Genomic DNA, 26,861 nt, shown 5'->3' on the forward strand with positions numbered 1-26,861 from the left:
TGCGGTGTCGTCCAGCCGGTTCGCGCCGCCGCGTACGCCCATCAGGCGGTCACCTCGGCGCTCTCCTCGTCGTCCTCGGTCGATTCCTCCCACGCGAACAGCCCGCGAAGCTCCTCGCCGACGGCCTCGATCTCGTGGTTCTTCTCGGCGGTCCGGAGCTGGGTGTAGGAGGGCCGCCCAGCCTGGTTCTCCGCGATCCACTCGCGGGCGAACTGGCCGTTCTGGACCTTCTCCAGCACTTCCTCCATGTTCTCGCGGGCGTGCTCGTCGACGACCACGTCGCCCTGTGTGAGTCCGCCGTACTCCGCCGTGTCTGAGACGGAGTCCCACATCTCGCCCAGCCCGCCCTCGTACATGAGGTCGACGATGAGCTTCAGCTCGTTGAGACACTCGAAGTACGCCATCTCCGGGGAGTAGCCGGCGTCGACGAGCGTCTCGTACCCCTGCTTCACGAGCGAGGTGACGCCGCCACAGAGGACGGCCTGCTCGCCGAACAGGTCGGTCTCGGTCTCCTCGCGGAACGACGTCTCGACGACGCCGGCGCGGGTACAGCCGATCGCGGCCGCGTACGCGAGCCCCTCGTCGTGAGCGTCGCCGGTCGCGTCCTGGTACACCGCGAGCAGCCCGGGCGTTCCCTCGTCGTTCTCGTAGTTGCGGCGGACGAGGTGGCCCGGCGACTTCGGCGCGACCATCGTCACGTCGACGTCCTCGGGCGGCTGGATCTGGTTGTAGTGGATGTTGAACCCGTGCGCGAACTGCAGCGTGTCGCCCGCGTCGAGGTTCGGTTCGATCGCCGCCTCGTACACGTCCGGCTGGACGGTGTCGGGGACGAGGACGCTCACCACGTCGGCCTCGGCGACCGCGTCCGCGGGGGTCTCCACGCGGAGTCCGTCGCTCTCTGCGGCGGCCCGCGAGGAACTGCTCTCGCGGAGACCGACGACCACGTCGACCCCGCTGTCCGCGAGGTTCTGCGCGTGGGCGTGGCCCTGCGAGCCGTAGCCGAGGACGGCCACCGTCTTGTGTGCGATGGCCTCCTCGTCGGCGTCTTCGTCGTAGTATACTGTCGAGTCGAACGTCTGGGTGTCGTCTTCGGTCATGTGTATCGTGTGGGTTCGCTGTGTGTTCGCGTGTGTTTTCGCGCGTCAGTCGTCGTGCGTGGTCGGTTCGCCGGCCGTCCCGGGCTTCTCTCCAGGCGCGGTCGGGGTGTCGCCGCGCGCGAGGGCGGTCGGTCCCGTCCGCGCGATCTCGACGATGCCGAACCGCTCGAACGCGCCGATCGCGTTGTCTATCTTGGCGTTGTCGCCGGTGAGTTCGACGGTGATCGTCTCCGGCCCGGCGTTGACCGTCCGGCCGTCGTACATCTCCGAGACGGCGTGGACCGCGGCGGGGTCGTCGGCCTCGACCTTCAGCAGGACGAGCTCCGAGGTGACCGCGTCGCCGGCGACCTCGCCGACCGAGATGACCGGCTTCAGCTTCGCCATCTGCTTTTCGATCTGGTCGATCCCGGGGTCCGTCTCCTCGACGACCATCGTGATCCGCGAGTGGCCGTCGACGGTCGTCGGGCCGACGGTGAGGCTCTCGATGTTGAACTGGCGGCGGGAGACGAGTCCGGAGACGCGCGCGAGTACGCCCGGCTCGTCCTCGACGAGCGCCGAGATGACGGCGCGCCGCGACTCGTGTTCGGCCTCGACGACGGGGTCGATCCGGATCCCTTCGAGGTTCCGGCGCCCCTCAGGGTGGTCGCGCTCGTCGGGACCGGGCTGCTCGTCCGGCAGGGGTCGGGAGTCGGTCTCCGACGCGCTGGCGTCGGAGGCGGAGCCCCCGTCTGTCGCGGGCCGGGAGTCGGGCGAGTCGCCGCTCATAGCTGGTCCTCCGCGGCCGCGAACTTCCCGTTCGCGCCGCCGCTCGGCACCATCGGCAGGACGTTCTCCTCGGGGTCGACGTGGAAGTCGACCACGGCGGGACCCTCGTAGTCGAGCGCCTCCTCGACGGCGGGCGCGACCTCGTCGTAGTCGTCGACGCGGATCCCGAGGGCGCCGAACGCCTCCGCGAGCTTGTCGAACTCGGGCATCCACGTGTAGTCGGAGGCCATGTGGCGGCCCTCGTAGAAGGCGTCCTGCCACTGTCTGACCATCCCGATGTACTCGTTGTTGAGCACCGCGATCGTGATGTCCAGCTCCTCGCGGACGGCCACCGAAAGCTCCTGCATCGTCATCAAAAAGGAGCCATCGCCGTCGAAACACACCACGTCGCGGTCGCTCTCTCCCATCGTGTCGGCGGCGACGCGCGCGCCGACCGCGGCGGGCACACCGTATCCCATCGTGCCGAGGCCGTGCGAGGAGACCCACGTCCGGGGCTCCGTGTACGTCCAGAACTGGGAGGCCCACATCTGGTGTTGCCCGACGCCGGTCGTCACGATGGTGTCGTCGTCGGTCGCCTCGTCGAACGCCTCGACGACGAACTGCGGCTTCAGCGGCTCGTCGTCGGGGGTCGCGTACGTGAGCGGGTACGTCTCCTTCCACTCCTCGCAGCGCTCGCGCCACGCCTCGGTGTCGGGCGCCTCGCGGACCGCCGCCGTCAACTGGTCCAAGACGCGCCCCGCGTCGCCGATGAGGGGGTAGTCGGCGTGGACGTTCTTACTTATCTCCGCCGGGTCGATGTCGACGTGGATCACCTCAGCCTCGGGCGCGAAGGTGTCGATCCCGCCGGTGAGCCGGTCGTCAAACCGGGTTCCGACCGCGATCAGGCAGTCGGTGTGGGTGATCGCGAGGTTCGCGTAGCCGGTGCCGTGCATCCCCGCCCACGAGAGACTGAGGTCGTCGTCCTCGGGGAACGAACCGATGCCCGGCATCGTCGTCGTCACCGGGATCCCGTAGCTGCGGGCGAACGTCCGCGCCTCGTCGCTCGCGTCGGCCTTGATCACGCCGCCGCCGAACAGGCAGACTGGGCGCTCGGCCGACTCGATGGCGCGCGCCGCCTCCTCGACGGCGTCCGCGTCCGCGTTCGGGTCGGGGTCGGTGCCCGCGGGCGGCGTCGCCGGACCGGGCGTCCGGTCGGTCTCGTCCTGCGTCACGTCCTTCGGCAGGTCGACCAGCGTCGGACCGGGCCGCCCGGCCCGCGACAGCTCGAACGCCTCGCCGACGGTGTCGCCGACGGTGTCGGCGCCGCCCGCGAAGTAGTTGTGCTTCGTGACCGGCCGGGTGACGCCGACCGTGTCGGTCTCCTGGAACGCGTCGTTGCCGACGAACTCCGTGGGGACCTGTCCGGTCAGCGCCAGCATTGCGTCCGAGTCCATGTCGGCGTCGGCGATGCCGGTGACGAGGTTCGTCGCGCCCGGCCCGGAGGTGGCCATACAGAGCCCCGGCTCGCCGGCGACGACGCCGTACGCGTCGGCGGCGTGGGCGGCGCCCTGCTCGTGGGCCATCGTCACGTGGCGGATCGACGAGTCGTACAACGCGTCGTAGACGGGCATGATCGCCCCGCCCTGAACGCCGAAGGCGGTCTTCGCGCCCGCGGCTTCGAGGGCGGCGACGACCGACTCGGCGCCGGTCGAGACGGCGCCCGCGGCGGGAGCGTCGTCGGCGTCGGGCGCCCCGTCGTCAGCTCCCGCCGGCGGCTCCGCGGAGCCGTCCGGGTCGTCCTCTCGTGTGTGTGCTGCTGTGTCGCTCATTGTCGTGGTGGTGTTCGGTGTGGCATCTGGCGGGTGGTGTCGGTCGCTGCGAACGCGGGACGGGCGGGGTCGCGGTTCCCGGCTCTGGAGCGAAGCTCCGTGCCGTCGGAAACGGCCCGGCCGCCGGCGTTCGGCGGTGCGTCGCGTCGGTGAGGAAAGGGTAGTGTAGGGGGTTAGACCCCTACGATGATCGGCGCGACGGCTGCGGGAACGCCCGCTCGCTCCGCGGCCGTGGTGTACCGTCGCATCTCGCTCTGAGCAACGCGGCCGGGGTATAAATTCCTGTCGGGGAACGCGACGCTCCGCCCCTCGACGGTTCCGGTGGGACCGTCGGGGACGACGCGCGGCTCTCTCTCGCGACCGCCCGCGCGGTCGCTCGGGGGCGCTCCGGTCGAGGAGAGGGGCATCAGACCCGGACCTCCTCCTCCCGCGTGACGTCCGCCTCCTCGGCGAACCGCTCGACGTCGCCGGCCGTCACCTGCCGCTTCCCGGAGCCGTACTCCTTGACCCGCTTCGTAATCGCCCGGACCTCGCCGTCCGTCGGGTCGAAGCCGGCCTCCACCAGGTGCTTGCGCACGCTGTGGGTGCCGGTGTGTTTGCCCAGCACGAACTCGCGCTCGGCGCCCACCATCTCCGGGGTCATCACGCCGGTCTCGAACGTGTCGCTGTTCTCGATGACGCCGGCGGCGTGGATGCCGGATTCGTGGGCGAACGCGTTCCGCCCGGTGACGGGCTTGTTCGCCGGCACCGGGATGTCCGAGGCCTCCTCGACGATCCGGGCCAGCTTGGTGATCTGGGTCGTGTCGATGCCGGTGTCGACGCCGTACACCGACTCGACCGCCATGACGACCTCCTCGTAGGCGGCGTTGCCGGCGCGCTCGCCGATGCCGTTGACCGACACCTGCGCCTGCTCGGCGCCGTTCTCGAAGCCCATGATCGCGTTCGCCGCGGCCATGCCGAAGTCGTCGTGGGTGTGGACGTCGACGCGGGCGTCTGTCGCCTCGACGACGGCCGCCACCGTCTCGCCGAAGCTGGTCGGCATCCCGACGCCGCAGGTGTCCGGGATGTTGATCCAGTCGGTGCCCGCCTCGGAGACGGCCTCGACGATGTCTACCAGGTAGTCCGGGTCCGTCCGGGTGGCGTCCATCGGCGAGAACATGCAGCTCGACGCCGGCGTCTTTGACCTGCTCGACGGCGTCGACCGCGCGTCCCTTCGCCTCTTCGCGGGTCGCGTCGGATCGAGTCCTCCAGCTGAACGTCGCTGGTGGAGACGAACACGTGGACCATCTCGACGCCGGAGTCGATGGCGGCCTCGATGTCGCCCTCGACGACCCGCGCCAGCCCGCAGACGGTGGTGTCCGTGGCGGCGGCGATGTCGCTGACGGCCTCGAACTCCGCGTCCGAGTTGACCGGGAACCCCGCCTCGATGACGTGGGTGTTCATGTCGTCCAGCGTCGCCGCTATGCGGCGTTTTTCATCGTAGCTGAACGACGTCCGCGGTGACTGTTCTCCGTCTCGCAGGGTCGTGTCGAAGATCCGTACAGGACCGATTTCGACGTTAGAAGCTATTGTGCCCTGGAAGAACTCGATCCGCCGGGGTGTCCGACGAAGCCTCCGTGATGTCTGTCATCGGTTCACGACAAGACGGTCGGGTACTTAACGGTTTGGACGATCGCAAAATCGGAGCGGACCGGCAGTTCGGACCGTCGATCGCTGTGAGCGGAAAACCGCACGACTGCGCTGACATCAATACACCTTAAGGAGGTAATACACACACCGAGGATCCGCCACGTATTCCGATTCGGAAGTCGGTTAATAAGCGGGATCGACGTTCGTTTCGTTCGGAGTTTCCCGGCCCGCGGCTCGCGCGCGGTTCGAGTCAGCGATCCGCACGGGCGGATATCGGTGGTCCGTCGACCGTTCGCGAACGCCGCTACCGCCCGAGCGCCTCCGTCACCTCGCGGCGGAGCGCGACCAGGTCGGCGTCCGCCCGCTCGCGGGGGCGGTCGATGTCGACGTCGACAACCGACTCCACCGTCCCGGGCTGGCCGCCGAGGACGACGACCCGGTCCGCGAGGTAGACGGCCTCCTCAACGTCGTGGGTGACGAGGACGACCGTCGTCCCGCGTTCCTCCCACACGTCGAGCAGGTGGTCCTGCTGGTCCGCCTTCGTCAGCCGGTCGAGCGCCGAGAACGGCTCGTCGAGCAGCAGCACGGAGGGGTCGTACGCCAGTCCGCGCGCGAGCGACACGCGCTGGGCCATGCCGCCGGAGAGCTGGTCCGGGTGGCTCTCGGCGAACCCGTCGAGTCCGACGGTCTCGATCAGGTCGTCGACGCGCTCCCGGGCCGCCGGGCTCTCCGGGTCGACGTCGGCCGGGAGACCGACCGCGATGTTCTCGCGCACGTCCGCCCAGTCGAGCAGCCGCGGCTCCTGGAACACCATGCCGACGGCGTCGCTGCCGCCGTCGCGGACGTCGGTCCCGTCGACCGCGACGCGCCCGGCGAACTCCGCTTCCAGCCCCGAGAGCACGCGGAGCAGCGTCGACTTCCCGCAGCCCGAGGGACCGACGACCGCAACGAACTCGCCGTCCGCGACCGCGAGGTCGACGCCGTCGAGCGCGACCGTATCGTCGTACCGCTTCCGGAGGCCGTCGACCGCGAGGACCGGGTCGGCGTCCGACGCCGTCGCGTCGGACCCGGCGGCGTCTGCCTCGCCGGTCGGCGTCGTAGAGTCGGCGTCAGCGTCCGACGACACGGTCTCTCACCTCCTTCACCGCGACGTCCGAGCAGTTGCCGAGGAAGGCGAACAGCAGGATCGAACCCACGATGATGTCGGGCCGCGCGAGGGCCCGCCCGTCGCTCAGCAGGAACCCGATCCCCTGGCTCGCCGCGATCAGCTCGGCGGCGACGACGAACATCCACGCCAGCCCGACGCCGCCGCGGATCCCGACGAGCAGGTCCGGGAGCGCGGCCGGGAACACGACTCGGCGCAGCGACTCGACGCGGCCGAGGTCGTACACCTCCGCGACCTCCAGCAGCTCCTCGTCGACCGCCGCGATGCCCGTCGAGAGGTTGAGGTACACGGGGAAGAACGCGCCGACGGCGATGAGCAGCACCTTCGCGGTCTCGCCGATGCCGAACCAGAGGAGGAACAGCGGCACCCACGCGAGCGACGGGATGTTCTTCAGACTCTGTAAGAGCGGGTCGAGCAGGTCGCTCGCCGTCCGCGAGAGGCCGGTGGCGGTCCCGAAGACGGTCCCGACGATGATTCCGAGACCCGCGCCCAGCGCCACGCGCTGGAGCGTGATGGCGACGTGGCCCCACAGCTCACCGGACGCGGCCATCCCATAGAGCGTCTCCGCCACCCGGAGCGGCGCCGGCAGCTGGTAGGCGGCGAAGACACCGGTCGCGACGAGGAGGTGCCAGACGACGACGAGACCGATCGGAACGAGCAGCCCGAGCAGCGGTCGGAACCGGTCGGGGGAGGGGAGCGGAACCGGACCGAGACTGGGGGACTCGGAGCGGTGGACCGACCCGCCGGCCTCCGACCCGGTGCCGGAGTCGGACTCGGGGGAGACATCCGACTCCCGGCGGGTGTCAGCGGCCATCTCAGACGACCTCGCTCGCGAACTCGGAGTCGATCAGCTCGTCGACGTTCCCGGCGGGGTCGGCGTCGTCGGTCACGAGCCCCTCGCGTTCGAGGATCGGCGAGAGGTTCGACAGCAGTTCGCGGTGCGGGTCGCCGGGGATCGGCCGGGAGAGGTCGTTGCGCTGGGTAAACACGCGCTCCGCGACCGGCTCGGACATCTCCGAGGCGTCCGCGAGGATCCCCGCGGTCTCCTCGGGGTTCTCGATGGCCCACTCGCGGCCGCGCTCGTAGGCCTCTATCACGCGGCGGGCGTCCTCGGGACGGTCCGCAATGAATCCGTCGAGGAAGTTCAGGAAGCCGTACGTGTTGTACCGCGGCTCGCGGAAGAACAGCTCCGCGCCGTCGTGTTCTAACTCCAGTTCCGCCATGTGGGGGTCGAGTCCGGCCCACGCGTCGACCTCGCCGCGGACCAGCGCGGACTGGCCCTCCGGGTGCTGGAGATTGACGACCTCGACGTCCTCCTCGCTCAGTCCCGCGTCGTCGAGCGCCTGAAGCAGGAAGAAGTACGGGTCGGTCCCGCGGGTGGCGGCGACGCGGCTCCCTTCGAGGTCTTCGATCGACTCGATTCCGGTCTCCTCGAAGGTAACGAGCGCGGTCCACTCCGGCTCGGAGTAGATGTACGGCGTCGTGATCGGTACGCCGTTCGTGCGGGCCATCAGCGCCGCGATGCCGGCGGTCGAGGAGACGTCGGCCTCGCCGCTTTGCGCGTACTCGTTCGCCTGATTGCTCCCGAGGCTCAACACCCACTCGACGTCGGTGCCGGCGTCCGCGAACGTCTCTTCGAGCCAGCCCTTCTCGCGCAACACGAGACTGACCGGGTTGTAGTACGCGTAGTCGACCGTCACCGTCCCCGACCCCGACCCGCCGCCGTTCCCCGCGCAGCCGGCGAGCAGCGAGCCGCCGAGCGCCGCGCCGGTGCCGCGCAGGAATTGTCGTCGTTCCATCGTGACTCCCCCTACCGGTCCCACCCATAAGGTGATATGGCTACTGAGAATATTCAACTGCGACTATGATGTCTTATAGTTATTTATTTTCGAGGATGAGCGTCGTTCACACGGGCTTCGATCGCCGTTTCACGCCCGCTACCAGCCGGTTGTTCGTTCGTGACCGGATCCCGACTACTGCCGAAGCCGTTCGGCTCGCGTTCCGGGTAGCGGACCATGTTGCTGGTTAGTCGCGGTCCGGACGCCGACGGGCCAGCTACATCCCCATGTCGGCGGCGGAGTCCGGCACCGGGAGGTCGGAGACCGCGACACCGAGCAGCTCCGCGGCGTGATCGAGCGCCATGTCGAACCCGTAGTACCGCTCCAACTCGTCGCCGTCGGGACCGGTCCGGACCTTCAGCATGGCGTACCCCTCGGCGTTCTGCGCGACGGTCGCCTCGCGACCGTCCCGCGAGAAGGTGAGCAGGCGCTCGCCGCCGGTCTCCTCGTACCGCGCCGCGACCCCGTTCGCCGACGTGGTCTCCGTGTCAGTCATACGCTCGATACGGACCGATCCCTGTCGAATCTGTCGGTCGCCACGCGGTTTCGAATCCGCGTCGAACCGTTCCGCGGCGACCCACGACGATCCGCGATGGCAACCTTAAGGGACGGCACGCACCAACTCTCGGCAATGAGTACCGAGGTGACACGTCGACGGGCGTGGGTGATCGCCGCCCGGCCCCAGACGCTTCCCGCCGCGGCCGCGCCGGTGATCGTCGGCGTCGGGCTGGCGCTCGACGCCGGGGTGTTCGCCCCGCTGCCTGCGCTGGCGGCGCTCGTGGGGGCGGCGCTGATCCAGGTCGGCACGAACTTCGCGAACGACTACTACGACGCGATCCAGGGCGCCGACACCGACGACCGCGAGGGGTTCACCCGCGTCGTCGCCAGCGGCCTCATCGAGCCGGCCGAGGTGAAGCGGGCGATGTGGCTGACGTTCGCGGCCGCGATCGGCGTCGGCACCTACCTCGTCGCGGTCGGCGGCGTCCCCATCCTCGTGATCGGACTCGCCTCCGTCGCGGCCGGGATCGCCTACACCGGCGGGCCGTACCCCCTCGGCTACCACGGGCTGGGCGACCTCTTCGTGTTCGTCTTCTTCGGCGTGATCGCGGTGACCGGGACCTACTACGTCCAGGCCGCCGCGCTGCTCTCCGGGTGGTTCCCGGTGGGAGTCCCGGAGGGTACGGTCGCGCTCGCGGCGGTGGTCGCGAGCCTCCCGATCGCCGCGCTCTCGACGAACATCCTCGTCGTCAACAACCTCCGCGACCGCGAGGAGGACGCCTCGACCGGGAAGCGCACGCTCGCGGTCCGGTTCGGCTACCGGTTCGCCCGCGCCGAGTACCTCGCGATGCTCGCGCTGGCGTACCTCGCCCCGCTCTGGTTCGTCGCGCGCGGGGACGGTCTCGCGACGCTCCTGCCGCTCGTCACCCTCCCGCTGGCGGCGACCGTCGCGCGGACGGTGCTGACCGAGACGTCCGGCGACGCGCTCAACCCCGCGCTCGAATCGACCGGCAAACTGCTCGCGGCGTACGCCGTCGCGTTCGCGGTCGGGCTGGCGGTGTGACCGACGACCGTCCGCCCGGCAGGGATCCGACCGACACGATGCGACATCGCCCGTTCGCGCTCGACCTGACCCGCCCGCTCGGCACCGCGAACGGCGAGATCCGCAGCCGAGAGGGGTTCGTGATCGCGGTCGGACGCGAGACCGAGGACGCCTCCGCGGTCGGCGTCGGCGAGGCGACCCCGCTTCCGGGGTGGACCGAGTCGTACGAGGCCTGCGCGGCCGCGCTGGACGAGCTCGCGGGTTCTGATGGCACGGAATGGCCACCGGATCTCCCGGATGCCGAGGCGACGCCGGCCGCCCGCCACGGCGTCTCGCTGGCGCTCGCCGACCTCGCGGCCCGTGATTCCGGGGAGCGGCTCGCGGACCGGCTCGCTGCCGAAGCCGATGTCGACTCGACGCCGGCGGACGCCGTCCCGGTCAACGCGACCGTCGGGGACGGCGGGCCGGCCGAAACCGCCGCCGAGGCGGAACGAGCGGTCGACGCGGGGTTCGACTGCCTCAAGCTGAAGGTCGGCGCCCGCGACGTCGACGCCGACGTCGAGCGCGTCCGCGCGGTCCGCGAGGCGGTCGGCGACGAGATCGCGATCCGTGTCGACGCGAACGGGGCGTGGGATCACGAGACGGCGCGGCGCGCGCTCGACGCGCTGGCTCCGTTCGACCTCGCGTACGTCGAGCAGCCGCTTCCGGCGGACGACCTCGACGGGCTGGCGGCGCTCCGCGGGATCAGCGGCGGCTCAGGGATTCCGATCGCGGTCGACGAATCGGTCGCAGTTCGCGGGATCGACGCCGTCTTGGAGGCGAACGCCGCCGACGCCGCGGTTCTCAAACCGATGGCGCTCGGCGGTCCGGACCGCGCGCTGGCGGCCGCGCTGCGGGCGCGGTCGGCCGGGGTCGACCCGGTCGTCACCACCACCATCGACGCCGTCGTCGCGCGGACAGCCGCCGTCCACGTCGCGGCCGCGATTCCCGACGTGTCGCCCTGCGGACTCGCGACCGGGTCGCTGCTCGACGAGGATCTCGGCGCCCGATCCGTGTCTGGTCGCGGACGGACGGATGGAAGTCCCGTCCGGTCCGGGACTCGCGGGCGACGCGTTCGACGAACTGCGGCGTTCGTAGCGGACGCGCTCGACGGACTCGGTCGGGGGACCTGCCGGAGAAGGGGACGGGAAGAAGGAGAGGGAACTCAGTCGTCGTCGGGCGATGCGACCTCGACGCTGCCGCGCATGCCGCGGGTCTGGTGGGGCGTACAGACGTACTCGTGGGTTCCCGGCTTCTCGAACGTGCGTTCGAAGGTGTGTCCCTCCTCGGCGACGAGGTCGGAGGCGAACGAGCCGTCGACCGCGTACACGTCGTGTCCCCCGCCCTTCCCGGTCCACTCCCAGACGACGGTCGTCCCAGCGTCGACCCGGACGTGTGCGGGCGCGAACGAGAACCCGTTGTCAGCGCCGACGGCGACCGCGACGGTCGCCTCGCCGGTCCGGTCAACCCGGTCATCGGCCGACTCGCCGGCGGCGTCGCTTCCCGAACCGGGGAGGGCCGCGTCGACACAGCCCGCGAGGGCGGTCGCGCTCGCGGTCCCCGCGGCGGCGAGGAGGGCGCGACGGCTGCTGTCTCTCATATTGCGACGGAGGGCGTCCGGCGTCTAAACTCCTCCGCGTCGTCTCCCGGCGCGGGAACGGATCGCGGTCCACCGCTCGCCGCAGGGGGACGGACTTTTCACCGCGACCGTCGAACGGAGGCGTATGAGCGAGTGGACCGACGCTATCGTCGGCGAGCGGATGACCGTCGACAACCAGTTCAACGAGCGCGTCGCGGCGTCGCGCTTCTCCAGCCAGGAGTGGGGACTGATCATGACGGCGACCGAACTGGAGATCGAAAACGCCGGCGACCCGGAGACCGCTCGTGTGGTCGCGGACACGTCGAGCCTCCCGGCTATCATGCCCGAACTGGAGAACCTCCGGTCGCAGATGTCGGGGATGGGCGGCGCCCCCGGCGGCGACTCCGGCGGGTCGGACGGCGGTCTCGTCGACTCGATCAAGGGCGCGCTCGGTCTCGGCGGAGGCGGCGGTGGGACCTCAGACGAGGAGTTGGAAGCCGCGGAGCGCCTCGTCCAAGAGTACGCCGACGAGCTACAGGCGCATCTGGAGGAGGTCGGCAAGTGGGAGCAGGTCCGCGTCGCGTATCAGGAATAAGGTCGGTGGCCGACGCTCAGTCGGTCGTGAGACGCTCTTCTGTCTTGTCACTCGCTGCCGCGGAACAGCGTCAGTTCCTCCGCCTCGTAGATGCTGATGAGTTCGCTGACGATCTCGTCGTACTCCTCGTCGTCGACCCGGAGCGCGTCCAGCCGCTCGACCGTCTCCTCGTCGAGGTGGATCTGAGGCATACGCGGCGGTTCGTCGCCCGAGGAATAAAAAATACCGGCGGGCGTAAGACTCCGGGAACGCGGGCGGGAACGGATCGGCGGGATATGGAAACAGCGCAGGGACCGGCTCAGTCGCGGCACTGCGACTCGACGCCCGACTCGGGATTCGATTCCGACGGATCGTCTGCGGCGAGCGCGCGGCGGGCCGAGGCCTCGATATTCTCTGCGGTGAGATTGTCGTTTTGGAGCATGATGTCGCCGAACAGGCGAAGCACGGGTCCCTTTTCATCGTGTATCTGAAGGATTCCTGGCGTGTCTAATTTTCCGATATTTCGCTCTGTCCCGGCCAGAAACGGCGTCGAGTCGAGAGACTCGACAACAACTTGATAGTCTGTCCCGAGCAGTACCTCTGTCGAGAGGAACGACCGAAAGAGAATTTGGAACGAGTCCTGTGCGGTAGGATAAAACGAGCAGAACTGCGTCGGGAGTCTTCTATCGATGGCAGCAACACTTCCGGGGTCACCGACGAATCGTACCATCGGATCGGTCGAGTCAAACGTCAGTTGCGCTGCGATAACAATCGGACATCCCGCAGTAAGCAGGCCGACAAACGTCCGAATTCGGTGCGGTTCGAGGAGCCTCTCGAATGCTGCTCCGCTCAGACTACCCCGGTCGACCGCGTCGACGGCAGCGCTAATTTCTCTATTCCCTTCGAACACGGATACGGCCGGGGCTTGAGGGCCTGAACCGTCGTTTCCATCCGTTATCTCGACGGAGCCGTCTACAGCCTCAACAGTGCCGTTCCGTATCGGAAGTTCACAAAAAACGAGATCGAGTTCGGGATCTGATAAGCGATCAGCAACCACGTCCCGATTCGGGTCGGCATACACGGTCCACGACCCGATCCCGTCGGGAACCGCGGGGTTGGTCACCACCTCTCTGATATTTCGCGCGCGCTCTTCCCCGTCACAGAGGAAGGCTACACGTACGTCCCCGCGATCGGCTATCTCGCGCCGCAGTCGATTCTCGTAGGCCGTTGGTGTCAAAACGGACGTTCCGGCGGGGATCGGTTTCGTTTCGGGGGCCGGATCCGGTTCCACATCGGCATCTATTCCGCCCGATATCGCTAAACCGGCAGGCGCGTCCGACCGTACCGAGTCGGAAGCACCGCGGACGCGAATTGGGGCGAGGACCCGTGCGAGATGTGGAAGCAACTCCGCGGCCGCGGGAGTGGGACGCAAGGTGGCTTCTGTCGGCCACGCAGGGGCGTACGGTGCCACGGTCTCGGGATCGACCTCCAAGTACTCCATCAGCCGCTCGCTCATCGACAGGTCCGCGAGATTGGGCGGGTAAAACGGGAGGTCCGGTCCGACCGCCTCGTACTCGTAGCGGTTCGACGGCGTGTACCCCTCGATCCGCGCGAGCGTATCGAGGAAAAACCAGCTCCGGAGGAGCTGCTCAACGCGGGATTCGAGCGCTCGTCCCTCGGTTGGGAGTCGTTCTTCGTAGCCGTTATCGAGCCGGATCGCCGGAACATCGCCGGTCCGAACCCGAGCGCCAAGATAGTACGAGAGCGTCGAAAGCCGGTACACGTCGGCGTACGTCGGTCGGACGATCACTTCGATACCGGTGTCCGGCGCGACGAGCGAACTCGGGATGTCGAGGGCATCGCCGCGCTCAATCCGCGGCGGGTACCCGCGGAGGGTCGGCCACGATCGTTCCGGCGAAAACTCCCTGATCGACGAGCCGAGTACCGACACCGCCTCAGCGAGAGCGGCCGGGTCGTCGGGGACCGTGATCGTCCCTTCGGGGCGCGTGTGAAACGAGCGACCGCCGACCGTCACAGTACGTGGGCGGTCGAACGCGAACTCAATAGACCCGGAACTTCGAACCTCGCTCACCGCGATTTCGACGTCCGTTACCCGAATATACACCTTCGTTACCCCGTTGACCTCGATACAGTAGTCGGCACGGGGGAACTCCATCGCCTCACCGGGACGCGCGATGAATTCGCCGTTGTCGTCGCGGACGTTTACAGTCGAGTACTCCGCGACCGACATCGACTCTGCCTCGAAACTGACCGCCCGGTCGATCGGAAGCGCAAAAAGTTCGCGAAGGGCGGGCGAGAGGTCCGGCTCGCGGTCAACGCGGAACCGTAGCTGCTCGCCCTCGATCGTGTCGCGAACCGAAAGCGTCGTCCCGTCGACCTCGAATCCGATGCGCTCGCCCAATGACCCGTCGTTCACTGGATCCTCCTGATTCGCCAACACGTATGAGGATGTCGGTGATCGGCTCGATACGGATGTGTGACGCGTGTGAGCCGGTTTTTCGTGATGGACTCGCTAACTTTGACAACAATATTATCACTGTCCGGGCGGGACCGAACCCCATGAACGGCGCCGAGTCCGAGCCGATCGAGCGGTCCCTCCGTGCGGCCTTTCCGGACCGGACCGTCGACCGGGTGACGGGCGTCGGTCCCTCCTGGAACGGTGCCAACGAGACGGTCGGCGTCGTCTTCGCCGACGGTACGCGTGCGTTCCTCAAGGTCGCACTCGCGGACGAGAGCCACCGGATCGCCCGCGAGTACGCCGTCCTCCGATACCTGCGGGCGAACGGACTGCTCCCGGTCCCGGAGGTGCTGGCAACAGATCCCGACGGCGACCCGGCGTACCTCGCGACGGCGCCGGCGCCCGGCCGAGAGCTGCTGGGCGTCTACGAGACCGCGAGCGACGAGGAACGCGAACGGCTGCTCCGGCGCGTCGGCGCCGCGCTCGCCGCGCTCCACGCCGACGGGTTCGCGGAACACGGCGAAATCGTCGGGTCCGGGACGGAGACCGGAACGGCCGTCAGCGGGGATGCGTTCGGGGAGAGCGACCCGCCCACGGGGCTCTCGATCGAGTTCGCTCCGTGGACCGATGTGCTGCTCGCGACGGTCGAGCGGACCCGCGAGATCGGTACCTCCGAGCGGCTCTCGGGCCACTACGACGCGGTGATCGACTGCGTCCGCGCGAACCGAGAGCTGCTCGACCGCGCTCCGCCGGCGTTGCTCCACGGGGACATCACCAAGCCGAACCTCTTCGTGACGACCGACGCGGACGAGGGCGGTGCGGTCGTCGGAGGCGGTCTCGGCGTCTCGCCGATCGACTGGGAGCTGTCGCACGTCGGTGACCCGGCCCGAGACCTGGTGCGGGCGGAGGACCAGCTGCTCAACGGGTTCGACTCGACCGGGCCGGGTCGGTTCGCCGCGGCCCTTCGGGATGGGTACCGCGACCGCGCCGGCGGGCTGCCGGAGGGGTTCGAGCGCCGGCGTCCCGTCTACGAGGTCGTCAGGACGCTCGGGCGCTCGGGGTTCGTCGACCAGTGGGCGACGTACCTCGACGAGCCGATCGAGGCCTTGGTCGAGCGCGCTGACGCGGAGCTGCGGTCGCGCCTCGACGCGGTCTGAGCGCGACGGCGGAGCAGAGACGGCGACCCGTCAGCGGTTCCACGCCGCGTCGTCGGGGTCGATCTGTCGTTCTCCGGGGTCGAGCGCGTCGATCGCGTCGAGGTCGGAATCGGGTACATCGACGTCGACCGCGCGCAGGTTCTCCCGGACGTGGTCGCCGCGCGCCTTCGGGATCGGCACGACGCCGCGGTCGAGCGCCCACGCGAGCGCGACGACCGCGGCCGAGAAATCGTTCCGCTCCGCGATCTCGGCGATCTCGGGATCGTCGAGTATCTCGCCGCGGCCGAGCGGGGAGTAGCCGACGAGGCGGTGGTCGAGCTCGTCGGCGAGGGCGCGCAGCTCCGGCTGCTGAAACCGCGGGTGACACTCGACCTGGTGGGCCGCGATCGGGGCGTCGAGGATCTCGTCGGCCTCGCGGAGCAGGTCGGGGGTGAAGTTCGAGACGCCGACGTGGTCCGTGACCCCGGCGTCGCGGAGGTCGTCGAACGCGGGCAGCGTCGCCTCCGGGTCGTACGTCCGGATCGGCCAGTGGATGTAGAGGAGGTCGACGCGGTCGAGTCCGAGCCGGCCGAGGCTCGCGCGCGCCGTCTCGCGGACGTCGTCGGGCGCGAGGTTCTCCGGATGGATCTTCGTGGCGACGACCACGTCCTCGCGGTCGACATCGCTCTCGGCGATCCCCGCGCCGACCGCGGCCTCGTTGTCGTACATCTGCGCGGTGTCGACGTGGCGGTAGCCGGCCTCCAGCGCCGTCGCGACGGTGTCGGTACAGGTCTCGGGGGCGTCGAGCCCGGACGTTCCGAGTCCGATTGACAGGTCGAGAGGTGGCACGCGTTCGGGTTCCGAGCGCGGAGTGAAAAAGGCGCGCGAGCCGGCACGTCGCGATCCGAGCGCCCGTGTCTTCCCGGCATCCCCTACCCTTAATCCGTCGCGCCCGTAGGGTCGCTCGATGCCGACCGGTCCCGCGCTCCCCTCGACCACGGAATCGCTCCCACTGGGCGCGCTCTCCGACCCGATCCTCGTCGACCCCGGACCGCGACTGCTCCGGGCGGTCGTCGAGGCGTACCGCGAGGCCGCGCCGGCGCTCGTCGAGCCGAGCGTCGCAGATCTGGCGGACGAGGCGGGCGAGGCGGGCGAGGCGGGCGAGGCGGGCGAGGCGGACGAGGCGGACGAGGCGGGTGAGGGAGACGATCTCGGCCGGTCCCGGAGCCTTCCCGAACTGAAGGTGTTCGCAGGCGAGTCCGCGGTCGACGCCGCGACCGCGGGATTCCGATCGGCGAGCCGGTTCGCGGCGCTCGACGACGCCGACGCAATGGACCTCCGCGTCCTCGACGCGCCGCAGCCGAACGCGGTGCTGGCGGGCGACGAAACGGGGTTCGCGCTGATCGAGGGCGACGGCGCGGGCGAAAGCGACGAGGCGACAGAAGAGAGGACTCGGTGGCACCGCGTCGGCGACGACGCCTCGCTCCGCGAGCGCTACGCGTCGCGGTTCGCGGACGCCGAGCCGTATCGGCTTCGAACGCCGAGCCGGCGACGCGTGTACGAGGGGTTCGCGGCGCGGTGCGACGAGTCGGTCGCCGCCGCGGTGCTTCGCGCGCTCGCCGCCGAGGTCGACGCTGATTCCGTCGGATCCGCAGGTCCCGACCCGGAGGAGACCCGGGTCCGCGCCTACGCGGTCGGCGCCCGCCAGGGCGTCCTCGACCGCGCCCTCCGGCGGGCCTGCGAGGACGCCGGACTCGGGAGTCCGTCGACGTTCACGCGGATAAAGCGGCTCCTGCGGGAGGCCGACCTGATCGAGACGGTGTCCGAGTCGCAGCCGGTCGGGCGCCCGCGGGAGCGGCTCGCGGCTCGCGGCGCGCTCGAGGCGGCCGAGACGCCGGAAGAGACGGCCGCGGCGGTTCGGGGCGTCACGGAGTGAGCGCGGCGTCGCGGACCGACGCGGAGAACCGGCGCCGGGACCGGGTCCTCAGTCGTCCTTCGTCTTGATGTCCGCCGAGAGCCCCTGCGCCATCTCGATCTCCTTCGAGTTGTTCAGGGTCCACGCGGTGCGGTCGGTGACGGCCTCGATCGCCTCGCGGGCGGAGGGGTAGCCGTTGCCGGACTTCTTCACGCCGCCGAACGGGAGCTGGACCTCTGCGCCGATCGCACGGGAGGTTCCCGTACGCCAGCCCCAGCTCGGCGCGGTCGCGGTAGTAGTTGATCTGCCGGTAGTCCTCGGAGATGACCGCGCCCGCCAGCCCGTAGTCGACGTCGTTCTGAATCTCGACCGCGCGCTCGATGTCGCCCTCGTACTCCAGCAGGGAGACGTGGGGACCGAACACCTCCTCGTCGGTGCACCGCAGGTCCGCGTCGGGGTCCGCCTCGTAGACGAACGGGCCGACCCAGTGGCCGTCCTCGTGGCCGTCCGGGATCTCCTCGGGGTCGAGTTCGGTCCGGTCGACGAGGACGTTCACGCCCTCCTCGCGGGCGAGCTCGTTGTACTCGGTGACCTTCTCGTGGTGTTCCGCCTCGATGAGCGGGCCCATGAACGTGTCCTCGTCGAGCGGGTCGCCGACCGCAACCGACTCCGCGACCTCGACGAACCGCTCCTTGAACTCGTCGTACACGTCGCTGTGGACGATCAGGCGCTCTGAGGAGACGCAGCGCTGGCCGGTCGTCTTGAAGGAGGACATCACCGCGGAGTGGACCGCGACGTCGAGGTCCGCCTCCTCGGTGACGACGATGGCGTTTTTCCCGCCCATCTCGCAGGCGGCCCGCTTTCCGGGGACGCCGCCGAGCTTGTCCTGGATGTGGTGGCCGACCTCCGCGGAGCCGGTGAAAAGCACCGTCGGGACGTCGTCGTTCTCGACGATCGCGTTGCCCGCGTCGCCGAACCCCTGGACCATGTTGAACACGCCGTCCGGGATCCCCGCGTCGTCGAACATCTCCGCGACGACCTGCGCGCACCACGGGGTCTGCTCGGCGGGCTTGAACACGACGGTGTTGCCCTCGACCAGCGCGATGGCCATGTGCCAGTACGGTATCGCGACCGGGAAGTTCCACGGCGTGATACAGCCGGTGACGCCGCGCGGCTTCCGGCGCATGTACGCGTCCTTCGACGGGATCTCCGAAGGGACGATGTCGCCCTTCGGGTGGCGGGCGTCGCCCGCGGCCCACTCGACCATGTGCGCGGCCTCGACCACATCCGCCTTCCCCTCCGATATCTCCTTGCCGCACTCCTTCGAGACAATCTCCCCCAGCTCGTCGGTGCGGTCGCGGAGCTCGTGGTACACGTCCCAGAGGTACTCCGCACGCTCGATTCGGGAGAGCTCGCGCCACTCCTCGAACGCCGCGTCCGCGGACTCGACCGCGCGGTCGACGTCGTCCGGGGTGCCGCGTCGGAACTCTCCGAGCGACTCGCCCGTCGCGGGGTTCTCGCTTGCGAACGTCTCGGACCCGTCGCCGTCGACCCACTCGCCGTCGATGTAGTGCTGGTGCGGCTGCGCCATGAACGCAATATTTGCGGGTCCGGGTAAAAAGTCACCTCTCCGCCGGCGGGTCGCGCGAACGGCGGCGTTCACTCCGCCCGCGGCTCGTCGCCGGACCGGGGTTCGCCGGCTCGCTTGTCGAACTCGCCGCGCAGCTCCGCGGCGTCGAACTCGTGGTCGGGGCGGATCGCGACGAAGTCGAGGAACCGCTCGGCGGCGAGCAGGTCGTCGACCGCGTAGCTCGCGAGCGCGGCGTCGACGGCGTCGGCCGCGCCGATCAGCGGCTCCAGCGCCGCGAGCGCGCTCGCGAGGTCGTAGGCGCGGGCGTCCTCGCGGCTATCCCCGCTCACGCGGGTCGCGTCGATGACGTAGAGCTCGCCGTCCGCGACGAGGACGTTCTCGGCGCGCAGGTCGCCGTGCGCCAGCCCCGCGTCGTGGACCGTCCGCAGCGTCGCGAACAGCTCGGGCGCGAGCCCCGCGACGGCCTCCCGGTCGAGCTCCCCGAGGGTGCGGAACTCCGGGAGGTACTCCAACACGAGGACGCCGAGGCCGTCGACCTCGAACGCCTCGACCGGCTCGGGCGCGTTGACGCCCAGCTCGCGGACCCGCCGGGTCGCCTCCAGCTCGTGGCGCGCCATCTCGTAGGGGGTCTCGTGGCGCTCGAAAAAGCCCTCGGTGCCAGCCGAGAACGCCCCGAGGTTCCGCCCGGTGGTGAACAGGGCGTGGACGAGCGTGTTCTGGCGGGTGATAACCTTCACAAAGAGGTCGTCGTCGACGACCATCGGCGTCGACAGCCAGTTGTCGGCGTCGAGGAACCGCACGCGCACCTCGTCGCGGTCGTACCGGGCCGCCAGCTCGCGGACGACCCGCTCGATGTCGGGCCAGTCGACGCGGCCGCGGACGAGCTGCCGGAACTCCATACCAGCGGAACGCGGCGGCGAGGCTTAAATGGCGTCCTCGGGCGAGGTCACCGCTCGATCGTCGCGGAGCCGCGGCGGTCTCGCGACGATCGCCCGACGCTGACCGCGTGGGATCCCGCGTCGACCGTCCACCCCGCGGACTCGTCGTACCGGCCGAACGCGCGCTCGTCGAGATCGATCTCGACCGTCGCCGACTCGCCGGGATCGAGCTCGACGGCCGCGAACCCGGCGAGTTCGCGGGGCGGACGGGGGCGCTCGTCGGGCGCGTCCGGCGAGTCGACGTACGCTTGCACGACCTCCCGGCCGGCGCGGTCGGCGACGTTCGAGACCGTCGCCTCGACCGTCGACGGGCCGACGGCCTCGACCGCGTCGTACCGGAACTCGGCGTAGCTGCGGCCGTGCCCGAACGGGTACGTCGGCTCCGCGTCGGTCGCGTCGAAGTGGCGGTAGCCGACGAGTAACCCCTCGTCGTAGGTCGCCTCGCCGTCGACGCCCGGGAAGCGGCGCTCGTCGGCCGTCGGGTAGGCGTCCTCGGGCGCAAACGTCACCGGGAGCCGCCCGCCGGGGTCGGCGTCGCCGTAGAGGACCGCCGCGGCGGCCTCGCCGTGCGCCTGTCCGGGGTACCACGCCGCGAGCACGGCGTCAACCGCGTCGTGCCACGGGGTTTCTATCGGGCCGCTCGCGTTCGCGACCACGACAGTCTCGTCGGCCGCGTCGGCGACGGCGGCGACCAGCTCGTCCTGCCGTCCCGGAAGTCGGAGCGAGTCGCGGTCGGCCGCCTCCGTCGCCCGGTCGCGGACGAAGACGACGGCGACGTCCGCGTCGGCGGCCGCCGCGACGGCGTCCTCGACCTCGACCGACTCCTCCGGTCCGGCGTCGGCGCCGTCGTCCGGCGCGTCCGCGTCCTCGGTCTCGGGACCGCCCGCGCCGCCCATCGCGTCGAACATCGAAATTCCCTCGACGCGGGGCAGCCCGCGGGCGACCGTCACCGCGCCCGCCGCACGCGCCTCGATCCCCTCGCGGGGGGTCGTCCGGACGAACGGGGTCACCTCCGAGGAGCCGCCGCCCCCGAGGAGCGCCTCGTCGACGTTCGGGCCGACCACGGCCACGTCGGCGTCGTCCGCGAGCGGCAGGACGCCGTCGTTCTCCAGCAGGACGGTCCCGCGCGTCGCGATCGTCGCCGCGAGGTCGCGGTGCTCCGGGGTGTCGAGCGCGCCGGCCTCGTGGTCGCCCCCTCTCCGTCGAGGTGCCCGACCGCGTCGAGCGACCGGAGGACCCGCGTCACCATGTCGTCGAGGCGGGACTCGGGCACGTCGCCGCGCTCGATCGCGGGACCGAGGTCGGTCGCGTACCGTCCCCGCTCGTCGGGTCCGGCATCCCGCCCGCGAACGGGGAGTCCTCCGCCGCGTCGAAGAGGCCTTGGGGACTGTCGCCTTCCGACTCCGCACCGTCCGGGCCTCTCCCCGTCGATTCGGGGGTCTCGGGCGGGATCCCCATCGATTCGAGCAGCTCCGGGACCGTGATCCCGGGCATCTGGAGGTCGAGTCCGGCGGTCGCGCTGTCGACCACGCTCTCGGTGCCGAACCAGTCCGAGACGACGTAGCCGTCGAACCCCCATTCGCCCTTGAGCACGTCCGTGAGGAGGCGCTCGTGTTCGCTCGCGTACGTGCCGTTGACGCGGTTGTACGACGACATCACCGACCCGGCCCCGGCCTCGACGGCGTCGCGGAAGGCGGGGAGGTACAGCTCTCGGAGGACCGGCTCGTCCGCCTCGGCGCTGACCTCGGCGCGGCGTGTCTCCTGGTTGTTCGCGGCGTAGTGTTTCGGGGTCGCGACGACGCCCGCGGACTGGATCCCCTCGGTCACCGCGGCCGCGAACGCGCCGGCGTGGATCGGGTCCTCCGAGAAGTACTCGAAGTTGCGCCCGCAGTGTGGCACCCGGATCAGGTTCGTGCCGGGTCCGAGAAGCACGTCCTGCCCGCGCGCGGTCGCCTCGCGGCCCAGTGCCCGCCCGAACCGCTCGGCGAGGTCGGGGTCGAACGTCGCCGCGAGCGCGGGCGACGAGGGGAAGGCGGTCGCCGGCTCGTCGGTCCGGACGCCGAGCGGGCCGTCGGTCAGCCTGATCGGCGGGATCCCGGCGCGCTCGACGCCGGAGACGAATCCCGTCGCCGTTCCCTCGGCGTCCACGGTCCCGTGGACGAGTCCGACCTTCTCCGCGAGCGTTAGCTCCGCCACGACCGCCGCGACGTCGTCTCGACTCATGTTGACTGACCGTTCAGTCAGGACCCACTTAGCTCTTACAACAGCGGCGAGTCGGCGGGCCGCTCCGGCAGAATTGATCACGGTCGTTCGCATCGTTTATGGCCGCGGGTCGCAATTCTTGCCCATGGACTTCGAGGTACCCGCGGAACACCGGATGATACGCGACACCGTCCGGGAGTTCTGCGAGGCGGAGATAGCGCCCATCGCCCAAGAGATCGAGGACGAACACCGGTTCCCCGAGGCGGTGTTCGACTCCCTCGCGGAGCTCGATATGATGGGCGTGCCGGTCTCCGAGGAGTACGGCGGACTCGGCGGCGACCAGCTGATGTACGCCTTGGTCACGGAGGAGCTCGGCCGCGTCTCCGGCGGGATCGGGCTGTCGTACGCCGCGCACACCTCGCTCGGCGCGAAGCCGATCGACCTGTTCGGCACCGACGAACAGAAGGAGAAGTGGCTCCGGCCGCTCGCGGAGGGAGAGGGGATCGGCGCGTGGGCGCTCACCGAGCCGGGGAGCGGCTCGGATGCCTCGGACATGGACACGACCGCCGAGTACGACGCCGACGCTGGCGAGTACGTGTTAAACGGCACCAAGCAGTTCATCACGAACGCGAACGTCGCCAACTCGATCCTCGTGAAGGCCGTCACCGACTCCGAGGCCGGCTACGACGGCATCTCGACGTTCATCGTCGACCCGGAGAACGACGACGGCTTCGAGGTGACGACCGTCTGGGAGAAGATGGGACTCAACAGCTCGCCGACCTGCGAGATCGCCTTCGACGACGTGCGAATTCCGGAAGACCGGCTGCTCGGCGAGGAGGGCGAGGGGTGGAAACAGACGATGAAGACGCTCGACGGCGGGCGGATCTCCATCGCCGCGCTCTCCGTGGGACTCGCGCAGGGTGCCTACGAGGCCGCCGAGGAGTACGCGGGCGAGCGCGAGCAGTTCGGCAAGCCGATCGCGAAGTTCGACGCGATCCGCGACAAGATCGTCCACATGCACCGCCAGATCGAGCGCGCGCGACTGCTGACCCACCGGGCCGCGTCGAAGTACGACGCGGGCGAGTCGGTCACCCGGGAGTCGGCGCTGGCGAAGCTCGACGCCAGCGAGGCGGCCCGCGAAGTCGCCGAGGAAGCGGTCCAGACGCTCGGGGGCTACGGCTACACCACCGACTTCGCGCCGCAGCGCTTCTACCGCGACGCGAAGCTGATGGAGATCGGCGAGGGAACGAGCGAGATCCAACACGTCGTCATCGGCCGCGAACTGGGGCTGTAGGCGGTCTCGGGCGGGGAAACTGATTTTCGGGCCGCGTCAGGGGAACTCGATCAGGTCGTCGTCGACGGCACGCAGGCTCTCGGCGAGCCGCGAGCCGTCGGGCACCGCCTGCCGGAACGGTTCCGATCCGAAGCGGACCTCGCCGTTGACGGAGACCAGTCCGAGGTCGGCGGGGTCGCCGGCGAGTCCGGTGAGGAACGCGACGGTGCGGACCGCGGGCACGTCGCCGGCCCGCGCGTCGGGATCGACGGAGCCGTACAGCGTGCGGTTCGTCGCGACGTGGTGGACGCAGGTCGGCGTCGGCGCGAAACACAGCAGGTAGCGGGCCCCCGGCTCGGTGCGACCGAGCTTGGGGCGGAGGGCGTGGCGCTCGTCGGCGTGGAAGTACCGCTCCATCCGACGGTACTGCCGGAGAACCTCGTTCGCGCCGGTGGCGCGGCGGACCGCGGCGTCGGCCTTGAGTTCGATCACGCGATCGACCGGCTCGGGCGTCCACGTCCGGACGAACAGGTCCACCACTCCCTCCCGCCCGTCGGCGTCGTACGGCTCTTCGAGCCGGATCCTCGGGTCGTCGACCGTCGCCTCGTAGTGTTCGACGAGCCGAGTCGCCAACGCGTCTTCGCGCATGCGTCTCCGGAGGGGGCGGAGGGCGATAAACCCGGCTCTCGCCGCCGCGCGGTGACCGACGCTCCGGTCCGGGTCGGTCGCGCCGCGCGACGCGGCGCGTTCCCGGAAACCGAAAGGCATCACGGGGTTTGTAAGGCTCCAATCCCTATTTTCGCCGATGTCTGACAAACTGTCCAGACGGCGGTATCTCGCCGGGACCGGAGCCGCGTTGACCATCGGAACGCTCGCCGGCTGTTCCGGCGGCGGTGACGGCGGCGACGGCTCCGACGGCGGCGACGGGTCCGACGGTAGTGACGGATCCGACGGCGGTGACGGCTCTGACGGCGGGTCCGGGGACGTGCCGAGCGAGATCGACGAGTACCTCGCCGACGCCAACCAGTACGACGGGACGATTGCGGACCACACCGGTGAAGACCAGGTGACCGTCGAGGTCGGGACCGGCGACGTCGGGTTCGGCTTCTCGCCCGCGGCGATCCGTATCGACTCCAGCACGACCGTCGTCTGGGAGTGGACCGGGAACGGCGGAAACCACAACGTCGAATCGGTCGAGGACTCCGAGTCGGACTTCACCAACGGCGAGCGCGTCGCCGAGGAGGGATACACCTTCGAGCAGTCGTTCGACAACACCGGGATCCAGCTGTACCAGTGGCACGCCCCACGCGGCGAACGGGATGCTCGGCGCGATCGAAGTCGTCGAAGCCTGATCCGTTCTCGGCGGACCGTTCGGACGCGAATTCGTTTTTTCGACGGCGAGACGAGACCTACGAGAGGAACGACCAGCGAACGTCGACGATCCGGTCGTGCTCGCTGGTGACCGTCGGCCGCGCGAGGTGGTCGTTGGCGTTGACGCCGGCGTCAGCCAGGTGAGAGAGCGCCTCGTCGAGCGTGCGGTCCGAGCGCTCCACGCCGGCGTCGCGAACGTACGGGGCGTCAATCGGGTCCGCCCGCGAGTTCGAGATCGCGATCGCGTCGGTGAGGTCGCCGCCGATCGCGTGCGGCGGCTGGTGGAAGTGCCAGTCGCCGACGGTGAGGAACAGCCACACGTCGCCGTTGATGGCGTGGTACTCGCCGGTGACCCGGTCGGCGTCGTACGCGACGATCCGCGAGAGGACGGCGGTCTTGACCCGATAGAGCGCGTCCTTTCGCGCCGAGCGGACGTTGCTCTCGGTGACGTCGCCGCGCTCGTAGGCGGCGGTGGCCTCGTCGGCGAACTGCTTTGCGACCTTGTTGACGACGTACAGCGATTCGAGCAGGTCGTCCGTCGGTTCGAGCGGAGTCACGTGAGGTACCGATCGCGTGCTGCGACCGGCCGGAGTTCCGGCCGTCGAGCGCATAGGCGTTTCGGGATCCGAAACGCCGGTGTCGGTCTCGCGCGGCGTCGACACCGAGGGGGACCGGCGTCGACGCGGGCACTGTTCGGGGTCGACACCGGGAACCCCCGGATGGTTAATTCTTTAAGCGCAGGGACGAAGAGGGAGGCAAGATGGCGCACGACTCCGTGAAGCTGTATACGGCGATATACGTCGCCCTTCTCGCGGCGGCGACGCTGAACTTCCTCCTCTTCGAGTCGACCTTCGTCGAGTTCACGTACGCCCAAGCGGTCGGCGGCACGCTGCTGATCGCGACGGTCAAGACGCTGCTCATCGTCGCGTACTTCCAGCACCTCCGGTGGGAGAACCGCTCGCTGACCTACCTGATGGGAATCGCGCTCGCGCTCACCATGCTGCTGATGGCGGCCGCGACGTACTCGATCTCGTAACGACCCTGCGCCCGCGTTTTCCCGCTCGAAGTTCCTTCCCGAAGCGCCTCGGTTCCTCGCCTTCCGAGCGACCGCGTTTCGTCTCGTTCGCGACCCGCGCGCCCTTGACGGCGTCCATCCGAAGTGGTATTAACAAGTGATATTAGTTAGTTATATCACGCCGCAAACGAGACTCCGACGAGATGGGATTCAGCGACCGACTCCTCGAGGCCGGATTGGACATCTGGGACGCGCAGAAGGAACACCCGTTCGTCGTCGAACTCGCGGACGGCAGCCTCGACGAGGCGGCGTTCCGCCACTGGGTGAAACAGGACTACCGGTACCTGCTCGACTACGCGCGCGTCTTCGCGCTCGCGGGGGCGAAGGCGGACGACGAGGAGACGACCCGGCGGCTGACGGGGACCGCGCACGCCACGCTCGCCGACGAGATGGACCTCCACCGGTCGTTCGCCGCCGACTACGGGCTCTCGCCCGAAGACCTGGAAGCCGTCGAGAAGGCGCCGACCTGCGCCGCGTACACCGATTACCTCGTCCGGACGGCCCACGAAGGGTCGATCGCGGAGGTCGCGGCCGCCGTCTACCCGTGCGGACAGGGGTACCTCGATGTCGCCGACCACATGGCCGACCTCGCGAGCGAAGACCACCGATACACCCCGTTCATCGAGAAGTACACGAGCGACGAGTTCCGCGAGACGGTCGGGTGGATGCGCGACCTCGTCGACCGGTACGGCGAGGCGTACCCGGGCGAGCGCGACGCGATGCGGGCGGCGTTCCTGCGGAGCGCCCGGCTCGAACACGCGTTCTGGGAGATGTGTTACACCGAAGAGGAGTGGGAGGTGTAACCGGGCGGCGCGAGCCGGAGCAACGCCCGCTGGTTGCGGAAGGC

At 69.6% G+C, this 26,861-nt stretch carries 22 protein-coding genes and 5 pseudogenes; 9 read left to right on the top strand and 18 right to left on the bottom strand.

Going from position 1 to position 26,861, the window contains the following annotated elements; translation table 11 throughout:
* Positions 1-41: 41 nt before the first annotated feature.
* From ilvC to ACODNG_RS02820, 9 genes and pseudogenes are all read right to left on the bottom strand, one after another.
* Entirely contained in the window at positions 42-1,097 is a 1,056-nt protein-coding gene (gene ilvC, locus ACODNG_RS02780; RefSeq protein ID WP_434522340.1) for a ketol-acid reductoisomerase, read from the bottom strand.
* Between the two features lie 45 nt (positions 1,098-1,142).
* The gene (gene ilvN / locus ACODNG_RS02785) at positions 1,143-1,862 is read right to left on the bottom strand and encodes an acetolactate synthase small subunit (protein WP_434522341.1); all 720 of its coding nucleotides are present in this window, start codon (positions 1,860-1,862) and stop codon (positions 1,143-1,145) included.
* Positions 1,859-3,670, bottom strand: a complete 1,812-nt coding sequence (gene ilvB, locus ACODNG_RS02790) for a biosynthetic-type acetolactate synthase large subunit (protein ID WP_434522342.1) — start codon at positions 3,668-3,670, stop codon at positions 1,859-1,861. Before ilvB ends, ilvN begins: the two co-directional genes overlap by 4 nt.
* A gap of 173 nt (positions 3,671-3,843) precedes the next feature.
* The gene (locus ACODNG_RS02795; RefSeq protein ID WP_434522343.1) at positions 3,844-4,077 is read right to left on the bottom strand and encodes a hypothetical protein; all 234 of its coding nucleotides are present in this window, start codon (positions 4,075-4,077) and stop codon (positions 3,844-3,846) included.
* Positions 4,077-5,260, bottom strand: a pseudogene (locus ACODNG_RS02800) (LeuA family protein). The gene ACODNG_RS02795 and the pseudogene ACODNG_RS02800 overlap by 1 nt, the downstream one beginning before the upstream one ends.
* A 343-nt stretch (positions 5,261-5,603) precedes the next feature.
* Positions 5,604-6,425 (bottom strand): ABC transporter ATP-binding protein, encoded by an 822-nt coding sequence (locus ACODNG_RS02805; RefSeq protein ID WP_434522344.1) that lies wholly within the window; start codon positions 6,423-6,425, stop codon positions 5,604-5,606.
* Positions 6,409-7,278, bottom strand: a complete 870-nt coding sequence (locus ACODNG_RS02810; RefSeq protein WP_434522345.1) for an ABC transporter permease — start codon at positions 7,276-7,278, stop codon at positions 6,409-6,411. Before ACODNG_RS02810 ends, ACODNG_RS02805 begins: the two co-directional genes overlap by 17 nt.
* A gap of 1 nt (position 7,279) precedes the next feature.
* A complete protein-coding gene (locus ACODNG_RS02815) occupies positions 7,280-8,263 on the bottom strand; it encodes an aliphatic sulfonate ABC transporter substrate-binding protein (RefSeq protein WP_434522346.1) in 984 nt (327 codons plus the stop codon).
* Between the two features lie 256 nt (positions 8,264-8,519).
* Entirely contained in the window at positions 8,520-8,798 is a 279-nt protein-coding gene (locus ACODNG_RS02820; protein ID WP_434522347.1) for a DUF7111 family protein, read from the bottom strand.
* Between the two features lie 135 nt (positions 8,799-8,933).
* Here ACODNG_RS02820 and ACODNG_RS02825 point away from each other — a divergent pair, with 135 nt between their 5' ends.
* Complete coding sequence (locus ACODNG_RS02825) at positions 8,934-9,863, top strand: 1,4-dihydroxy-2-naphthoate polyprenyltransferase (protein WP_434522348.1); 930 nt, start codon at positions 8,934-8,936, stop codon at positions 9,861-9,863.
* Positions 9,860-10,979: pseudogene (locus ACODNG_RS02830) on the top strand (mandelate racemase/muconate lactonizing enzyme family protein). The gene ACODNG_RS02825 and the pseudogene ACODNG_RS02830 overlap by 4 nt, the downstream one beginning before the upstream one ends.
* A 67-nt stretch (positions 10,980-11,046) precedes the next feature.
* On the opposite strand, the gene ACODNG_RS02835 reads toward ACODNG_RS02830, so the two are convergent.
* Positions 11,047-11,481, bottom strand: coding sequence for a halocyanin domain-containing protein (locus ACODNG_RS02835; protein ID WP_434522349.1), 435 nt, complete (start codon positions 11,479-11,481; stop codon positions 11,047-11,049).
* A 124-nt stretch (positions 11,482-11,605) separates the two neighbouring features.
* Here ACODNG_RS02835 and ACODNG_RS02840 point away from each other — a divergent pair, with 124 nt between their 5' ends.
* Positions 11,606-12,055, top strand: coding sequence for a DUF5799 family protein (locus ACODNG_RS02840; protein WP_434522350.1), 450 nt, complete (start codon positions 11,606-11,608; stop codon positions 12,053-12,055).
* Between the two features lie 47 nt (positions 12,056-12,102).
* On the opposite strand, the gene ACODNG_RS02845 is transcribed toward ACODNG_RS02840, so the two are convergent.
* Complete coding sequence (locus tag ACODNG_RS02845; RefSeq protein WP_434522351.1) at positions 12,103-12,246, bottom strand: DUF7557 family protein; 144 nt, start codon at positions 12,244-12,246, stop codon at positions 12,103-12,105.
* A gap of 107 nt (positions 12,247-12,353) precedes the next feature.
* Positions 12,354-14,471: a hypothetical protein gene (locus ACODNG_RS02850; RefSeq protein WP_434522352.1), complete on the bottom strand. Its 2,118-nt coding sequence runs from the start codon at positions 14,469-14,471 to the stop codon at positions 12,354-12,356.
* Positions 14,472-14,614: 143 nt separating this feature from the next.
* Between ACODNG_RS02850 and ACODNG_RS02855 the strand changes: the two genes are divergently transcribed.
* Positions 14,615-15,670 (top strand): phosphotransferase family protein, encoded by a 1,056-nt coding sequence (locus ACODNG_RS02855; protein WP_434522353.1) that lies wholly within the window; start codon positions 14,615-14,617, stop codon positions 15,668-15,670.
* A gap of 30 nt (positions 15,671-15,700) precedes the next feature.
* Here the strand turns inward: ACODNG_RS02855 and ACODNG_RS02860 are convergent, their stop codons facing one another.
* Entirely contained in the window at positions 15,701-16,498 is a 798-nt protein-coding gene (locus ACODNG_RS02860; protein ID WP_434522354.1) for an aldo/keto reductase, read from the bottom strand.
* 118 nt (positions 16,499-16,616) lie between these two features.
* On the opposite strand from ACODNG_RS02860, the gene ACODNG_RS02865 reads away from it, so the two are divergent.
* The gene (locus ACODNG_RS02865) at positions 16,617-17,585 is read left to right on the top strand and encodes a transcriptional regulator TbsP domain-containing protein (RefSeq protein ID WP_434522355.1); all 969 of its coding nucleotides are present in this window, start codon (positions 16,617-16,619) and stop codon (positions 17,583-17,585) included.
* 48 nt (positions 17,586-17,633) lie between these two features.
* Here ACODNG_RS02865 and ACODNG_RS02870 read toward each other — a convergent pair.
* From ACODNG_RS02870 to ACODNG_RS02880, 3 genes and pseudogenes are all read right to left on the bottom strand, one after another.
* Positions 17,634-19,155: pseudogene (locus tag ACODNG_RS02870) on the bottom strand (aldehyde dehydrogenase family protein).
* Positions 19,156-19,223: 68 nt separating this feature from the next.
* Positions 19,224-20,054: an RIO1 family regulatory kinase/ATPase domain-containing protein gene (locus ACODNG_RS02875; RefSeq protein ID WP_434522356.1), complete on the bottom strand. Its 831-nt coding sequence runs from the start codon at positions 20,052-20,054 to the stop codon at positions 19,224-19,226.
* Positions 20,055-20,101: 47 nt separating this feature from the next.
* A pseudogene (locus tag ACODNG_RS02880) lies at positions 20,102-22,316 on the bottom strand (beta-glucosidase).
* A gap of 124 nt (positions 22,317-22,440) precedes the next feature.
* Between ACODNG_RS02880 and ACODNG_RS02885 the strand changes: the two are divergent.
* The gene (locus ACODNG_RS02885) at positions 22,441-23,589 is read left to right on the top strand and encodes an acyl-CoA dehydrogenase family protein (RefSeq protein ID WP_434522357.1); all 1,149 of its coding nucleotides are present in this window, start codon (positions 22,441-22,443) and stop codon (positions 23,587-23,589) included.
* A 36-nt stretch (positions 23,590-23,625) separates the two neighbouring features.
* Here ACODNG_RS02885 and ACODNG_RS02890 read toward each other — a convergent pair whose 3' ends face one another.
* Positions 23,626-24,216, bottom strand: a complete 591-nt coding sequence (locus tag ACODNG_RS02890; RefSeq protein ID WP_434522358.1) for a hypothetical protein — start codon at positions 24,214-24,216, stop codon at positions 23,626-23,628.
* A gap of 157 nt (positions 24,217-24,373) precedes the next feature.
* On the opposite strand from ACODNG_RS02890, the pseudogene ACODNG_RS02895 reads away from it, so the two are divergent.
* A pseudogene (locus ACODNG_RS02895) lies at positions 24,374-24,920 on the top strand (halocyanin domain-containing protein).
* A 57-nt stretch (positions 24,921-24,977) separates the two neighbouring features.
* On the opposite strand, the gene ACODNG_RS02900 reads toward ACODNG_RS02895, so the two are convergent.
* Positions 24,978-25,496 (bottom strand): hypothetical protein, encoded by a 519-nt coding sequence (locus ACODNG_RS02900; protein ID WP_434522359.1) that lies wholly within the window; start codon positions 25,494-25,496, stop codon positions 24,978-24,980.
* Between the two features lie 203 nt (positions 25,497-25,699).
* On the opposite strand from ACODNG_RS02900, the gene ACODNG_RS02905 reads away from it, so the two are divergent.
* On the top strand, positions 25,700-25,975 hold the full coding sequence (locus ACODNG_RS02905) for a cytochrome C oxidase subunit IV family protein (protein ID WP_434522360.1): 276 nt from the start codon (positions 25,700-25,702) through the stop codon (positions 25,973-25,975).
* A 182-nt stretch (positions 25,976-26,157) separates the two neighbouring features.
* Positions 26,158-26,817, top strand: a complete 660-nt coding sequence (tenA, locus tag ACODNG_RS02910; RefSeq protein ID WP_434522361.1) for a thiaminase II — start codon at positions 26,158-26,160, stop codon at positions 26,815-26,817.
* Positions 26,818-26,861 lie beyond the last annotated feature (44 nt).

It is taken from the genome of Halorubrum sp. AS12 (assembly GCF_051122765.1).
GTDB classification, from domain to species: Archaea; Halobacteriota; Halobacteria; order Halobacteriales; family Haloferacaceae; genus Halorubrum; species Halorubrum trapanicum.

Excerpts from the sequence above, each read along its gene's own strand:
- ilvC (WP_434522340.1), bottom strand. The coding sequence starts at position 1,097 with ATGACCGAAGACGACACCCAGACGTTCGACTCGACAGTATACTACGAC.
- ilvN (WP_434522341.1), bottom strand. The coding sequence starts at position 1,862 with ATGAGCGGCGACTCGCCCGACTCCCGGCCCGCGACAGACGGGGGCTCC.
- ilvB (WP_434522342.1), bottom strand. The coding sequence starts at position 3,670 with ATGAGCGACACAGCAGCACACACACGAGAGGACGACCCGGACGGCTCC.
- ACODNG_RS02795 (WP_434522343.1), bottom strand. The coding sequence starts at position 4,077 with ATGCCCCTCTCCTCGACCGGAGCGCCCCCGAGCGACCGCGCGGGCGGT.
- ACODNG_RS02810 (WP_434522345.1), bottom strand. The coding sequence starts at position 7,278 with ATGGCCGCTGACACCCGCCGGGAGTCGGATGTCTCCCCCGAGTCCGAC.
- ACODNG_RS02815 (WP_434522346.1), bottom strand. The coding sequence starts at position 8,263 with ATGGAACGACGACAATTCCTGCGCGGCACCGGCGCGGCGCTCGGCGGC.
- ACODNG_RS02820 (WP_434522347.1), bottom strand. The coding sequence starts at position 8,798 with ATGACTGACACGGAGACCACGTCGGCGAACGGGGTCGCGGCGCGGTAC.
- ACODNG_RS02825 (WP_434522348.1), top strand. The coding sequence starts at position 8,934 with ATGAGTACCGAGGTGACACGTCGACGGGCGTGGGTGATCGCCGCCCGG.
- ACODNG_RS02835 (WP_434522349.1), bottom strand. The coding sequence starts at position 11,481 with ATGAGAGACAGCAGCCGTCGCGCCCTCCTCGCCGCCGCGGGGACCGCG.
- ACODNG_RS02840 (WP_434522350.1), top strand. The coding sequence starts at position 11,606 with ATGAGCGAGTGGACCGACGCTATCGTCGGCGAGCGGATGACCGTCGAC.
- ACODNG_RS02845 (WP_434522351.1), bottom strand. The coding sequence starts at position 12,246 with ATGCCTCAGATCCACCTCGACGAGGAGACGGTCGAGCGGCTGGACGCG.
- ACODNG_RS02855 (WP_434522353.1), top strand. The coding sequence starts at position 14,615 with ATGAACGGCGCCGAGTCCGAGCCGATCGAGCGGTCCCTCCGTGCGGCC.
- ACODNG_RS02865 (WP_434522355.1), top strand. The coding sequence starts at position 16,617 with ATGCCGACCGGTCCCGCGCTCCCCTCGACCACGGAATCGCTCCCACTG.
- ACODNG_RS02875 (WP_434522356.1), bottom strand. The coding sequence starts at position 20,054 with ATGGAGTTCCGGCAGCTCGTCCGCGGCCGCGTCGACTGGCCCGACATC.
- ACODNG_RS02885 (WP_434522357.1), top strand. The coding sequence starts at position 22,441 with ATGGACTTCGAGGTACCCGCGGAACACCGGATGATACGCGACACCGTC.
- ACODNG_RS02890 (WP_434522358.1), bottom strand. The coding sequence starts at position 24,216 with ATGCGCGAAGACGCGTTGGCGACTCGGCTCGTCGAACACTACGAGGCG.
- ACODNG_RS02905 (WP_434522360.1), top strand. The coding sequence starts at position 25,700 with ATGGCGCACGACTCCGTGAAGCTGTATACGGCGATATACGTCGCCCTT.
- tenA (WP_434522361.1), top strand. The coding sequence starts at position 26,158 with ATGGGATTCAGCGACCGACTCCTCGAGGCCGGATTGGACATCTGGGAC.